Genomic DNA, 14101 nt, shown 5'->3' with positions numbered 1-14101 from the left:
ATTTTGAGCGGATACTCTCTTATTCAGAGTTGGTGGAGGGACAGACCCAATGAAGCCCAGCAACCTCACGCAAGTGGAAGGTGCTAATCTGGTGCAAGGATATGGTCCTTGAACAATAAGAGCGAAAGGCTATAACTCCTTTCCTCGTCATTGAAGGAAAGGTTTTTTTGGTTTGGGATCAGCATAAGGTATTTATGTTTTCCTTCCTTTAAAAATAACAAATTTAACATATACTGAAAAAATAGAGGTCCGTACCATTCAATTGAGGAGGATTTAGCCAAATGGCTACAAATCAACGTTTATTTACATCTGAGTCTGTCACAGAGGGACATCCAGATAAAATCTGTGATCAAATTTCGGATGCCATATTAGATGAAATTTTGGCAAAAGACCCAAATGCACGTGTTGCTTGTGAAACAACAGTAACGACGGGATTAGTATTAGTTTCAGGAGAAATCACGACAACTACATATGTGGATATCCCTGCCATTGTTCGCAAAACTATTAAAGGTATAGGCTACACAAGAGCGAAATATGGTTTTGATGCAGAGACTTGTGCGGTATTGACAGCAATTGATGAACAATCTCCTGATATAGCTGGTGGAGTGAATACTGCATTAGAAGCACGACAAGGAAAAATGAGTGATGCTGAAATTGATGCAATTGGTGCTGGTGACCAAGGGTTAATGTTCGGGTTTGCTTCTGATGAAACGCCAGAATTAATGCCACTTCCTATTTCCTTGGCACATCATTTAGCAAAGCGCTTAGCGGATGTACGAAAAGAGAAGATTTTGGACTATTTACGTCCAGACGGCAAAACACAAGTAACAGTAGAGTATGATGAACAGGACAATCCTATTCGTGTTGACACCATCGTAATCTCAACCCAACACCACCAAGACATTACCTTGGAACAAATTGAACAGGATATCATGGAGCATGTAATCCAGCATGTTGTACCTAGTGAACTTCTAGATGATACAACAAAGTACTTTATTAACCCAACAGGCCGTTTTGTTATTGGTGGGCCACAAGGTGATGCAGGTTTAACAGGACGTAAAATTATTGTCGATACGTATGGTGGCTATTCTCGTCATGGTGGAGGAGCATTTAGTGGAAAAGATGGGACAAAAGTGGACAGATCTGCTGCTTATGCCGCTCGCTATGTTGCCAAAAATATTGTTGCAGCTGAACTTGCTAAAACATGTGAAGTACAACTAGCCTATGCCATTGGAGTTGCCGAGCCTGTATCCATTGCGATCAATACATTTGGTACAGGAAAAGTAAATGAAGAAGCCCTGGTTAGCGCAGTACGTGCCATATTTGATTTACGACCAGCGGGTATCATTCGGATGCTTGATTTGCAAAAGCCTATCTTTAAGAATACAGCAGCATATGGCCATTTTGGGAGAACAGATATCCAATTCCCTTGGGAAAAAACAGATAAAGTAGACGAGCTAAGAGCCCTGGCAACAACTGATTAATAGGAATAGAAGTAAAACTGGATTTTAAGTCACGATTGAATGGTCGTGACTTTTTCTCGTTTATCACTACGCTTTTAATATGTTATTCCAGTGGCGAAGATGACCTAAATCATAAGTTTTGACGTTGAGCTTTTGCCCCATACATAAGGGAAGGAAAAACTCACAAATTAATAATAGAACGATTGTTTATTTTTATGGTATACTCAGTTAGATATGATATGGAATAGAGAGAGAGGTTAGAGATATGTGTGGATTTATTGGTATGATCCGCAATCAGTCAATGACACCTAATGAGGAAGTAGTTGGACTGTTTCAAGAACAAAATAATATAATTACCCATAGAGGTCCAGATGATGAAGGATATTATCATGATGACTATATTTCGTTTGGTTTTAGAAGATTAAGTATTATTGATATTGAATGTGGACAACAGCCATTATGTTATGACGATGAAAAAATATGGCTTATTTTTAATGGTGAAATTTATAATTATGTAGAATTACGTGAGAACTTATTAAAAGAAGGATACTCCTTTGAAACAGAGTCAGATACAGAAGTGATTGCTGCACTATTTGCAAAGTATAAAGAAAATGCCTTCTCCTATTTAAGAGGAATGTTTTCCATCTTAGTGTGGGATAAAGAAAATGAAACATTATATGGTGCAAGAGATCCTTTTGGTATTAAGCCGTTATTTTATCATGAGACAGAGGCTGGTACTGTATTTGCCTCAGAGAAAAAGAGTATTACCTTAATGATGAAGCAGGAAGAGGTTGATTTGGATGCGCTTCAGCATTATTTAAGCTTTCAGTTTGTTCCAGAACCAATGACAATGACACAAGGGATACAAAAAGTAGAACCTGGTCATTACTTTATGAAGAAGCCGAATGAAGAAATAGAATTCACACGCTATTATCATGCAACATTCCATCCACTTTTAATGGATAAACAGCGCTGGATGAAACGGATCCAAGATGTTATGTATGATTCGGTTAATGTTCATATGCGCAGTGATGTTCCAGTTGGCTCATTTTTATCTGGTGGAATTGATTCCACCATCATTGTCTCAATGGCTAGAGAGTTTAACCCGAATATTAAAACCTTCTCAGTTGGATTTGAACGAGAAGGCTTTTCTGAGATAGACGTCGCAAAAGAGACAGCAGATAAATTAAATGTAGAAAATATTTCTTATATTATTTCTCCAGAAGAGTATATTGAAAAACTGCCAAAAATTATGTGGCATATGGACGATCCATTAGCAGATCCATCCTGTGTCCCATTATACTTTCTAGCACGAGAAGCACGAAAACATGTTACCGTTGTGTTGTCTGGGGAAGGTTCTGATGAATTATTTGGTGGATATAATATATACCGTGAACCAGAATCTTTAAAAATGTTTCAACATGTGCCTTCCACAGCAAACCGTTTGTTGAACAGAGTAGCTGCTGTTTTACCAGAAGGAGTACGAGGAAAAAGTTTTTTAGAACGTGGTACAACACCATTACGTGATCGTTATATCGGGAATGCGAAAATGTTTGAAGATGAGGAGAAACAAAAAATACTAAAACACTATCGTGATGATTTATCCTATCGTGATGTAACAGGTAAGTTGTTTGATCATGTAGCAGATGAGCCACTGGTTAATCAAATGCAATATGTTGATATTCATACATGGATGCGTGGAGATATTTTGTTAAAAGCAGATAAAATGACAATGGCAAATTCATTGGAGCTACGTGTTCCATTTTTAGATAAGGAAGTATTCCGAGTGGCAAGTGAACTCCCAGTTGATTTGAAAATTGCAAATGGAACAACTAAAAGCATTTTACGGGAAGCATCTCGTGGTATTATTCCAGATCATGTACTGGACCGCAAAAAATTAGGATTTCCTGTACCAATTCGACATTGGCTAAAAAATGAGTTGAATAGTTGGGCAAAAAACTTAATTCAAGAAAGCCAAACAAATCACTTACTGCATAAAAACTATATCCTTAGTTTGCTGGATGCACATTGTCAAGGAAAAGGGGATTACAGCCGTAAGATCTGGACCGTATTGATGTTTATGCTTTGGCATCAAATATATGTTGAAAAGAAATATGATGTAAGTGAATTGAAAAAAGCAGATATAGAGATAGCAGCAACTATGCAGCCAATCGGATAAGAACAAAAGCGTAAGCGCCTTGATCACCCCCGATTAGAAAACTTGGCTTGTCGCCAAGTGGCAAAAGCCTTAGTTGCACTTATGCAGTAAGAACGTTTTCTTTCTTACCTGCCAAGCATAAGCCAAGCCTCGACGTGGCGGCTTTTGCGCGTAATGTGGATTGACTTATGACATCGCGGGGGTAGGCGCTGGCCGATGAAAACTCGTGCTTCCTTATGTCTATTGGCACTAGGACGTCAATCGCTCAAAGCTGGACGTGGCTGTTCCTGTACATGAACAAAATAAAGCCAAGTTTTTTATACACTCTTATCTTTTGAAAAAAGGGGAAGCGGGCATTGGTTAAAAAACCGTAATTGCCTGCTTCCCCATTTGGTTCCAAGCAGCTTTAAATGAGTCAATTGGTGCTTTCTCTTCTCTGTTTAACGGATCATTGAAATAGATATAGTTGTCATCATAACCAGTTACAAGTACAGAATGAAGTCTGCGTGTAATGGAAATTTCACCATCTTCGGTTTTCCATGTTGTGAAATCTTCTTTTGGTAATTCTTTATAGGCTGCATTAATGATTACCCAAACAGGCCGATCTTGATTGAGGTGTTGGAGGATCTCTTGAAAGTCGCCTCCTGTAAAATCGTGAACCCTCTCGCCTAAATAAGAAGCAGCTAACTCGGCAATAGGACCGTGATACACCCCAAGGCCAGGGTTGGAAAAGGTATACATATCACCAACAAATCCATTATGTGGATTCCCGAAATAAATTTCTTTATCTGTTTCTCGGTAAGGGGTTGGGTTCTTTTTCACTTGTTTAGCTAATTCCATTTTATCTACATCAAGTCCATGATATTGTAATAGCATCGCTAAACTGGTAACCTCACACCCTCGAGGCAACTCTGGCATTTGTTCTACCTGTGGTGCTTCCAATTTCACTGATTCTTCTATGTGTTTGTCAGAAACATAAGTGGTTGCAGGTTCTACCGTTTGCGCAGCTTCTGACTTATTTATAAAGCTGTCTAGTGCGTTTACGTAGAGTGTACGGTGTTCATAGAGAAAAACACTAAGAAGAACAACAGCCGTTATCGAAAAGGAAATCCCATAAATTATAAACGACTTCTTGATCCATGTTATCTGGATTTTTGGAAGAAACATAAAAAAAGCGATTCCGATGATGGAACTTAATAAAAACAACGTTATTAGCATTTTATACACTCCAAGGATCTCTTTCTTATGATGTTAATATTAATATCGGTATAAATGTGGAGATGTTAAGGACATTTTTCTACCATTTATCCCGCATGTAACGGAAAGTAAGTCCCCCACTTCAAGATTTCTTAGGAGATCCAAAAAAGATAAGTGGGGGATCAAACTGCCCGTAAATGTCCGATTCGTTCAACTAATCATCAGTGGGGGAAGAAAGGAAACCCCCACTGATTGAAGTTTCCCTTTAATACAATTCGGTTTTTTGTTTATAGTATTGTCCTTTTTCCACATATGATTTACGGACACGTTCCATTTCATGATAATCTTCTTCTGTTAAGTCACGAACTACTTTAGCAGGCCGTCCTAGTGCCAATGTATTTGGCGGTATTTTCTTTCCAGGAGGAACTAAACTTCCAGCACCGATAAAAGCATTTTCTCCAACTTCTGCACCATCCAGAATAATCGATCCCATGCCAATTAGTGCATTTTGTCGAATGACTGCTCCATGAACGGTTACTTGATGTCCGATGGTTACGTCATCTTCTATGATAACGGGAGTATCAGGACTTTGGTGAACCATCGATAAATCCTGGATATTAACCCGTTTCCCAATTGTTGTTTGTGCAACATCACCTCTTATTACTGTGTTAAACCATACGCTTGATTGTTCATCAATTGTTACATCACCAATGATGGTAGCATTTTTGGCAACATAAACACTATTATGTATGATTGGTTGATAATTTTTATATGAATGTATCATTCCTATCCTCCTCTGTTTTTTGGTACTATAATAAGTATAACAAATCATGAATAGACTAGGAATGTTTTGAACGGAGGATGAGGGTTGGCTATACGCATACCAAAAACACCTACAACACTAATGGCAACTATTTACCGTAAGATTTTTCCCGCGGTGGATGTGGAATTACAAAAATGGGAAAAACGTGCTGAACAAATTCCGAACGTAGAATTGCGTACACAAGCACTTACAAGTATTCAGTCGAAACGATTCCATTGCCAAGGTGGTGGAGTCTATGCTTTATTAGCAGGATATCAATGGAAAGTGGCAATTCGGTTTATCGTCGCTTACCAAACCATTAGTGATTATTTAGACAATTTATGTGACAGGAGTACATCAATGGATCCTGATGATTTCAGGTTATTACATCAAGCCATGACAGATGCACTATCACCAGATGCATCCATTAAAAACTATTATGCATTTCGGCAGGATCAGATTGATGGGGAATATTTAGCTGACCTTGTTCGAACCTGTCAAAAAACAATTAGGAAGCTTTCAAGTTATCAGGAAATACAACCAATTTTATTAAAACTCCAAGGACTTTATGGAGATTTACAGGTATATAAACATGTGCAGAAAGAAGAACGAATCCCGCGGTTAACGACGTGGTATGAAGGGTATAAAAAGGAAGCTCCTACGTTAACTTGGTATGAATTTTCCGCTGCTACTGGTTCCACACTAGGTATTTTTTGTATTTTGTCCTACGCTTTAGGTGGCAAACTGTCAAGTGAGTTAGTTGCATCTATTTATGAAGGGTATTTCCCATATATGCAAGGGTTACATATTTTATTGGATTATTATATTGATCAGGATGAGGATTTGGAAGAAGGAGATCTAAATTTCTGTCATTACTACGCAAATAAGGGTGACTTAAAGTATCGTTTAGTTTGGTTTATTGAAAAAGCTGATCAGCATGTAAAAGGTCTACCAAACAGACGATTTCACGAGATGATACACCACGGACTCGTTGGGTTATATTTAGCAGATCCAAAAGTAAAACAGCTACATGGTGGGAATGAAATGACTCAATTTTTATTAAAGGTTAGTGGACCAGAGGCTCGTTTCTTTCATTGGAACACGAAGTTATATCATAAAATGAAAAAGGAACGATAATTAGATGGATGTTTGTGTGGTTGTGTGGTGAAAAGGACGTGTTATACAGTTAACAGTTCATAAATGAGGTTAGAAGCTCGCCAAGGAGAAAGAGAGCGAGCTTCTTAGTGACGAAGAAGAAGTAGTAGAAGTGATTGGGAGGTAACAGATCGGCCTTCTCAGTGCTCAAAACAGCAGTAATGATCGCCAAAAGGTAACAGAGCGAGCTATTCAGTAACCATGTAGTTGAGATTATTGCCTTTTTTGAATAGCAATAAGAAATGGCGGATTATTTTGCTGGTTAATAAATTCATATCGCAATACGCTAAACCGTTTTTGGTCTAAGTTCTTTACAAATTCTAAGACTGCATCTTTTTCTTCTTGACCACCTTCATGACCATAGTAGATAACAATGTTAATTAGTCCGTTTATTTTTAGATATTCTAAAAGTGTCTGAATGGCTTTAATGGTTGTATTTCCTTTTGTAATAATAGCCTTGTCACCTTTAGGTAGGTATCCTAAATTGAAAATAGCAGCACCTACTTTTCCTTTTAGGTCATTGGATAAATAATGATCCATATTAGCGTGGCTATCCTGGATTAATGTTGTATTAATCCACTTAGCAACTTGTAATCGTTCGGCAGTATTCGTTAGTGCTTGTTCCTGAATATCAAACGCGAGCACTTTTCCAGTTTCGCCAACTAGATTACTTAAAAATAAAGTGTCATGTCCATTTCCACAAGTAGCATCAATGACAGTATCCCCTTCCTGAACAGCTTCTTGTATTAGGTCATGTGCATTGTGTATGACTTTTTTTAACATCATCGTAACTCCCTTATGGTTCATTATCGCCATTTTAGCACGAACGAGTTATTTACAAAAATGAATTTGTATATCCACCTCCTCTTCTTCTTTCTCTCTTTCTTTCTTATAGTCAACGGATGGGTCAACAGATAGGTCAACAGATAGGTCAACAAATAAGTCAACTGAGTTGACCTATACCCCTTTTCAAAACACCTCTTTCTATCCTATTAATCGAAAAAAATATAGATGAAGTGGCGAGTTTACCTAATTTTTTTAAAAAAACATGCCACTTTTTGCTGACTTTTTACGATTGTAAAGGTGAACAGAGAGTTAACGGTTTACTAATGATTCCTATAATCCCCCAATTCTTATAGATCCTTTTTGGAAGAAGGCCTGTTTAGTTATAGCTAATAGAATTAGGTAAGTACTTGACAAAACGAATACCAATCATTACAATGCGATTATACATATGGTAACGACAATGAGAAGGACTAGTAATAGATTAATCAGGTTTAGAGAGACAGTGGTTGGTGCAAACTGTTCCTGATGATTTATGAACTCCCCTTCAAGTTGCAAGGGTGAACATGAGTAGCTCTTGCCGTAGAACCGCGTTAAGGATACAAGTGAGCGCAATAATTTTGCGTTAATTTGGGTGGTACCACGGGAAATACAAGCTTCTCGTCCCTTTAGTGGGATGAGTAGCTTTTTTTAGTAGGCATGAATTTTCCTTTAGGTTAATGTGTGGGGGATTTTCACCTGTTTTGTTTTACTGGTAATGATATGGGCTAGATGTGCTAGACACTGAGGGGGCCTCAAAGCTTACCTGCCAGTAATTACAACGCACCATTAGAACCGCCATAATAATGATTACATAGAGATTAAAAGGAGGATATAGAAATGAGTTTTAACCATCAAGAAATTGAAAAAAAGTGGCAAACCTATTGGTTAGAGCAGAAGACATTTAAAGCAGATACCTATTCGGAGAAAGAGAAGGTGTATGCATTAGATATGTTTCCATACCCATCTGGAGCTGGTTTACATGTTGGTCATCCTGAGGGGTATACGGCAACTGATATCTTTTCTCGAATGAAGCGGATGCAAGGCTATGAAGTGTTACATCCAATGGGGTGGGATGCATTCGGTTTACCTGCCGAACAATATGCATTAGATACTGGAAATAGTCCGGCTGCATTTACGGAAAAAAATATCGCCACCTTCAAACGTCAAATTCAAGAGCTTGGCTTTTCATATGATTGGGATCGTGAAATTAATACAACAGATCCGAACTACTATAAGTGGACACAATGGATTTTTACAAAGCTTTATGAAAAAGGGCTTGCCTATATTGATGAAGTACCAGTCAACTGGTGTCCTGCACTTGGAACTGTTTTAGCAAATGAAGAAGTTATCGATGGGAAAAGTGAACGTGGTGGCCATCCAGTCATACGAAAGCCAATGAAACAATGGATGTTAAAGATAACAGCATATGCTGACCGATTGTTGGAAGATTTAGAGGAATTAGATTGGCCAGAAAGTATTAAAGATATGCAACGTAATTGGATAGGCCGTTCAGAAGGAGCAGAAATTACGTTTTCCATTGATGGATATGATGAGGAATTTACTGCATTTACAACAAGACCAGATACATTGTACGGTGCAACCTATGCGGTATTAGCTCCAGAACATCCATTAGTTGAAAAAATCGTGACTAGTGAACAAAAAGAAGCTGTTGAAGCTTATTTAGATCAGGTTACGAAAAAATCAGAGCTAGAACGTACTGATTTAGCAAAAGATAAGACAGGTGTATTTACGGGTGCTTATGCAATTAATCCAGCAAACCAAGAGAAAATGCCGATATGGATTGCCGATTATGTTTTAATGACCTATGGAACTGGTGCGATTATGGCTGTACCTGCACATGATGAACGAGATTATGAATTTGCAACAAAATTTGAATTACCAATTTTGGAAGTAGTCAAAGGAGGAGACGTTTCCAAAGAAGCCTTTACTGAAGATGGCGAGCATGTTAACTCTGATTTTCTAAATGGTTTATATAAAGACGAAGCGATTACGAAAATGATTGAATGGCTAGAAGCGGAAGGAAAAGGAACGAAAAAAGTAACGTATCGTTTACGTGACTGGCTATTTTCTAGACAACGTTACTGGGGGGAGCCAATTCCTATTATTCATTGGGAAGATGGTTCAATGACAGCAGTTCCAGAAGAGGAGCTCCCATTGGAATTACCAGAAATGACCGAAATTAAGCCATCAGGTACAGGAGAGTCTCCACTAGCGAATAGTGAATGGGTCAATGTAGTAGATGAAAAAACAGGAATGAAAGGTCGTCGGGAAACGAATACGATGCCACAATGGGCTGGAAGCTGCTGGTATTTCTTACGTTTTGTTGACCCCCATAATCCTGAAAAATTAGCCGATCCAGAGGCATTAAAAGAATGGTTGCCAGTTGATATTTATATTGGTGGAGCTGAGCATGCGGTACTTCATTTGCTTTATGCTCGCTTTTGGCATAAGTTTTTATATGACATAGGTGTTGTACCAACCAAAGAGCCATTCCAGAAGTTATTTAACCAGGGAATGATTTTGGGGGAAGGCAATGAAAAAATGAGTAAATCGAAAGGAAATGTCGTTAACCCAGACGAAATTGTAGCATCACATGGTGCAGATACGTTGCGCCTGTATGAAATGTTTATGGGACCGTTAGATGCTGCAGTAGCATGGTCAACGAATGGTCTGGATGGTGCGCGGCGTTTCCTTGATCGGGTATGGCGATTATTCGTTCAAGAAGATGGAACCTTATCCGATAAAATAGTAGACACAACAGAGGACACTGCCTTGAATAAGGTTTATCATGAAACGGTTAAAAAAGTAACAGAGGACTTTGAGAATCTTCACTTTAATACAGGTATTTCGCAAATGATGGTATTTATTAACGAGGGGTACAAGGCAGAAGTAATACCAAAAGCATATGTGGAAGGCTTTGTGAAGCTACTTTCCCCTGTATCTCCTCATATTGCAGAGGAGCTTTGGGAGAAATTAGGTCATACCAATACGATCAGTTACGATGCATGGCCAACGTATGATGAATCTAAATTAGTGGAAGACGAAGTGGAAGTTGTGATCCAAATTATGGGTAAAGTACGAGCAAAGATGAATGTTTCCAAAGATATAACAAAAGAGGAAATGGAAGAAAAGGCACTTGCTAATGAAAAAATCCAAGAATTAATAGAAGGAAAAACCGTACGAAAAGTAATTGTTGTTCCTGGGAAATTAGTAAATATTGTAGCGAACTAGCCTTACAGGAAAAAATACATCTGAATTCATAGCCCCTATAGAGTGGATCTAAAATGATGGATACACTCTGTAGGGGTTTTTATTAATATATAGAAAAATCAGTTTGACGTTTGGTTGTTGTAAAGTGGATTGCTGTTCATTTCTCTAGTGTTGTTGTAGAAGCACACACAGTAGCAATCGAAATTGATTGGTGACTTCGGATTTTATCGGACAGCTCCCACTAAAATTAATAGACTGGTTACTTTCTATCAAGTGAATTATAGAATTTGATTATAAAGTCATTTTCGATTACACCATTTTCCACCTTATAAACTTTGTGGCTTATCATCACCTCTTTTTCATATGGGACGATAAAATCTGATTTGTCGTTCCCATAAACATAAATGATACTTGCTTTGGTGGGCATGTAGGCAGTTACATCACCTCGTAATCTATCATAGGTCACCTGGTTAAAGTAATGGATGAATGCATTAATTTTCTTTTTGTCAGTCGTACTTTTATAGTTATTTTGATAAGGTATATTTAACGTTAGCTTTGTTATGTTTTTAGGATTAATATCGAATGTATCAGCTAGATTTTTAGTGCCAGTTGGAATTTGCATTGCTAGAGGTGTCAATACAAACAGCACGATAAGGAATATAAACACGACTTTTTTCATATCGCTCACTCTCCTTTAACCTATCCAACTCCATTATGATGAAGTTAATGAAGGTTTTATATGATGCAAATCAATTTTTTAAAAAACATAGAAGTATTCACCCAAAATTGATCTGCTTCAGGAAATAAATAGACCATCATCGAAAATAGATTTATAGGAGATGATAATAATAGATAGAGAAAATGTTACAATATGTTACTCTCATACAGGGGTTGAAAGTATGATTATTAAGGGACTTGGAGGTAAATTTATCACGTGTTAACTGGCAGGATGACGAAGAACGCCACGTCCTCTAGAAAAAAGCTTTTGCTTCGTGCGATGTATCGCTATCGTAGCTTTCTTTCTCAATAGCAACATCAGCACTAGCGGTCCTGTCGAGTCGAACCCCCACCGAATGAGTTAAACTTTATAAATAATGCGTATGAACGGAAGTAACTCTGACGATTAAAAAAATGATTTGAACTCTAATCAAAGGAGACTTGTCAATTTCATTAGTGGGGCTGGAGCTGGAGCACTCTCGCACGTAAAGAACGTTCACTACAAGTTTTGGGATTCATTGCTTGTCAGTACACAAACGAGCATGAAGAGTAACCAGATGTGAATCGAGGCTGCTCGTTAGTATACAATTCACTTCTAACAAGAGACTAAGATTACAAAATGATCCATAAGTGGAAGATGTAGTAATGGATTTAAGTCGCATTATGGAATTGGAGTTAAGAGGTAATAATTAAAATGTACCCTATAGAGGTTTGTCACGTGTTAACTTGGAGGCTGATTAAGAACTCACGTCAATCGCAACGCCAGTACTATCACTCCTGATCGTCGGAACCCCCCGCCGAATGAGTTAAGCTTTGTAATCTCGTATAGGGTATTTTGTTTGGTAAAGATGGTTCCAATAAATAACGAAAGCTTATTCTATATCAGAAGGAACCCATTCCGTTTTTACATTGCGCCATTTATCCTTTTCTAAATACCAAAGTGTTTCTATTGTTCCGAGTTGGTCAGCATGATAAGCTCCGCTAATTTGTTGGTAACTTTTTAGCCCATATCCTTTTTCTTTGTTAATAAATACAGGATCAAAAAACGCAATTGGATCGACCATTAATGTTTTTTGTTCTTGTAATTCGCCTTCTGTATTATAAAGGCCTAAGCGTATATAATCATCTGCACGGTCTTTTAAGTCAACTATAATCGGGTCTTTTCCTGGTGTTATTGTTAAACTTGCTTTAAAATCTTCTTGAAATTTACCGCTAATATAAGCTGGCTTTGGTAATTCGATCACCGATACCTTATCATTGGCTAATGTATGCACATTATAATGATATAATTCGCCAGTTCCACCTGTTGCACTTTGATAAATGATATCATTGATATTATCGTGATTTACATCAATAAACTGAAGAGATGGATCATACCCACCTTCATAGGAAATTTTCCATTCCCGATCATTTGGTGTTGAAATATCCACCCATATCGAATGAAAATATGAGGTTTCCTCTGAAAAAGGAACTCCCATTAATCGAATCTCGTCCTTTTGTCCATCTCCTGTTATATCTTCATAGTAACTTTCAATTAATACCTGATCTTCTGTTTCTTCTACAGCAATACTATTTCCATTATTTAGGATGAGGAAGATTAATGAACATATAATAATACTGAACGTACGTTTCACAATAAATCGCCCCATTGGTTTTAAGATAGGCATATTTTGTGTAAAATAGTGTTATGTTATACGTACAATTTGTTATTATATACATAACTAAGGAACATATACGGAAAGGATGAGTGATTTGGAGCATATTAAAGAGTATACGCCATACGAAGTTGAAAATCTTATCGAAAATAATAATGATGATATCGTCATTATTGATGTCCGGGAAAAAGATGAAGTGGAACAGGGAATGATTGAAAATGCAAAGCATATTCCATTAGAGAAGATCCCTTATAATACTAATTTGGATAAAGAAAAGGAATATATATTTGTGTGTAGATCTGGTAGAAGAAGTATGACTGCGGCTACTTATATGGATGAGCATGGCTTTAAAGTAGCCAACATGACTGGCGGTATGTTGGAATGGAAAGGGGAAGTAATTAGTTAAATACGTATATATCATGGGTATAATATGTCCAAAATATACCAGTGTATACTGTGTTGACTTTTTATACCTATGATTGTATTATACTAATTGTTGCTCAAACGAGCCACAAAATAATTCATAGAAACTCTTTACAATATCATTACCAGATGATATAATTTTATTCCTGTCGCTAAAGGCAGGCGCAATAAAAAAACTATTGACTATGATGTCGGTAGATGGTATACTAACTTAGTCGCTCTGAAAAAGGTGACACAAGATCACAAAAAACATATTGACTTGAATTAGTTGATATGATATAATTAATAAGCTGTCGCTAAAGCAGCACTTTAAATTTTGCTCCTTGAAAACTGAACAAAACAACCAGTATGTCAAGTACGAATGAAAGCTAAGAATTTCGTAGGATTGATTGGTGTCAATCTTACACAAACTTTTTCTATGGAGAGTTTGATCTTGGCTCAGGACGAACGCTGGCGGCGTGCCTAATACATGCAA

General features: G+C 37.5%; 10 protein-coding genes, 1 rRNA gene, 1 riboswitch and 1 other annotated feature. Of the genes, 6 read left to right on the top strand and 5 right to left on the bottom strand.

What is annotated here, in order from left to right; genetic code table 11:
* The first annotated feature begins 16 nt into the window (after positions 1 to 16).
* A riboswitch (SAM riboswitch) is annotated at positions 17 to 122 on the top strand.
* A 159-nt stretch (positions 123 to 281) separates the two neighbouring features.
* Both metK and asnB read left to right on the top strand, forming a co-directional pair.
* Complete coding sequence (metK, locus tag GHC26_RS12040; protein WP_163971518.1) at positions 282 to 1484, top strand: methionine adenosyltransferase; 1203 nt, start codon at positions 282 to 284, stop codon at positions 1482 to 1484.
* Between the two features lie 244 nt (positions 1485 to 1728).
* A complete protein-coding gene (gene asnB, locus GHC26_RS12035) occupies positions 1729 to 3642 on the top strand; it encodes an asparagine synthase (glutamine-hydrolyzing) (protein WP_163971517.1) in 1914 nt (637 codons plus the stop codon).
* Between the two features lie 339 nt (positions 3643 to 3981).
* Here asnB and GHC26_RS12030 read toward each other — a convergent pair whose 3' ends face one another.
* Positions 3982 to 4839: a C39 family peptidase gene (locus tag GHC26_RS12030; protein ID WP_226376933.1), complete on the bottom strand. Its 858-nt coding sequence runs from the start codon at positions 4837 to 4839 to the stop codon at positions 3982 to 3984.
* Positions 4840 to 5083: 244 nt separating this feature from the next.
* On the bottom strand, positions 5084 to 5602 hold the full coding sequence (locus tag GHC26_RS12025) for a gamma carbonic anhydrase (protein WP_163971516.1): 519 nt from the start codon (positions 5600 to 5602) through the stop codon (positions 5084 to 5086).
* 90 nt (positions 5603 to 5692) lie between these two features.
* On the opposite strand from GHC26_RS12025, the gene GHC26_RS12020 reads away from it, so the two are divergent.
* Complete coding sequence (locus tag GHC26_RS12020; RefSeq protein WP_163971603.1) at positions 5693 to 6757, top strand: tetraprenyl-beta-curcumene synthase family protein; 1065 nt, start codon at positions 5693 to 5695, stop codon at positions 6755 to 6757.
* A gap of 231 nt (positions 6758 to 6988) precedes the next feature.
* Here the strand turns inward: GHC26_RS12020 and GHC26_RS12015 are convergent, their stop codons facing one another.
* Positions 6989 to 7558 (bottom strand): class I SAM-dependent methyltransferase, encoded by a 570-nt coding sequence (locus GHC26_RS12015; protein WP_163971515.1) that lies wholly within the window; start codon positions 7556 to 7558, stop codon positions 6989 to 6991.
* Positions 7559 to 8012: 454 nt separating this feature from the next.
* Positions 8013 to 8229, top strand: a binding site (T-box leader).
* A gap of 208 nt (positions 8230 to 8437) precedes the next feature.
* On the opposite strand from GHC26_RS12015, the gene leuS reads away from it, so the two are divergent.
* On the top strand, positions 8438 to 10852 hold the full coding sequence (gene leuS / locus GHC26_RS12010; protein WP_163971514.1) for a leucine--tRNA ligase: 2415 nt from the start codon (positions 8438 to 8440) through the stop codon (positions 10850 to 10852).
* Between the two features lie 238 nt (positions 10853 to 11090).
* Here the strand turns inward: leuS and GHC26_RS12005 are convergent, their stop codons facing one another.
* Together GHC26_RS12005 and GHC26_RS12000 are read right to left on the bottom strand one after the other, a co-directional pair.
* Positions 11091 to 11510 (bottom strand): hypothetical protein, encoded by a 420-nt coding sequence (locus tag GHC26_RS12005; protein WP_163971513.1) that lies wholly within the window; start codon positions 11508 to 11510, stop codon positions 11091 to 11093.
* Between the two features lie 910 nt (positions 11511 to 12420).
* The gene (locus tag GHC26_RS12000) at positions 12421 to 13182 is read right to left on the bottom strand and encodes a hypothetical protein (protein WP_226376932.1); all 762 of its coding nucleotides are present in this window, start codon (positions 13180 to 13182) and stop codon (positions 12421 to 12423) included.
* A 118-nt stretch (positions 13183 to 13300) separates the two neighbouring features.
* Here GHC26_RS12000 and GHC26_RS11995 point away from each other — a divergent pair, with 118 nt between their 5' ends.
* A complete protein-coding gene (locus GHC26_RS11995) occupies positions 13301 to 13609 on the top strand; it encodes a rhodanese-like domain-containing protein (protein WP_163971512.1) in 309 nt (102 codons plus the stop codon).
* Between the two features lie 432 nt (positions 13610 to 14041).
* Positions 14042 to 14101: ribosomal RNA gene (locus GHC26_RS11990) — 16S ribosomal RNA — on the top strand; the annotation flags it as partial.

Origin of the sequence: Oceanobacillus halotolerans, assembly GCF_010993955.1 — a bacterium.
GTDB classification, from domain to species: Bacteria; Bacillota; Bacilli; order Bacillales; family Amphibacillaceae; genus Oceanibacillus_A; species Oceanibacillus_A halotolerans.
The sequence above is the reverse complement of the archived record's forward strand: the minus strand, read 5'-3'. Positions and strand labels throughout refer to the sequence as shown.

What these genes read in the sequence shown, in the direction of transcription:
- GHC26_RS12030 (WP_226376933.1), bottom strand. Translation starts at nt 4,839, where the DNA reads ATGCTAATAACGTTGTTTTTATTAAGTTCCATCATCGGAATCGCTTTT.
- leuS (WP_163971514.1), top strand. Translation starts at nt 8,438, where the DNA reads ATGAGTTTTAACCATCAAGAAATTGAAAAAAAGTGGCAAACCTATTGG.
- GHC26_RS12025 (WP_163971516.1), bottom strand. Translation starts at nt 5,602, where the DNA reads ATGATACATTCATATAAAAATTATCAACCAATCATACATAATAGTGTT.
- metK (WP_163971518.1), top strand. Translation starts at nt 282, where the DNA reads ATGGCTACAAATCAACGTTTATTTACATCTGAGTCTGTCACAGAGGGA.
- GHC26_RS12015 (WP_163971515.1), bottom strand. Translation starts at nt 7,558, where the DNA reads ATGTTAAAAAAAGTCATACACAATGCACATGACCTAATACAAGAAGCT.
- GHC26_RS12005 (WP_163971513.1), bottom strand. Translation starts at nt 11,510, where the DNA reads ATGAAAAAAGTCGTGTTTATATTCCTTATCGTGCTGTTTGTATTGACA.
- asnB (WP_163971517.1), top strand. Translation starts at nt 1,729, where the DNA reads ATGTGTGGATTTATTGGTATGATCCGCAATCAGTCAATGACACCTAAT.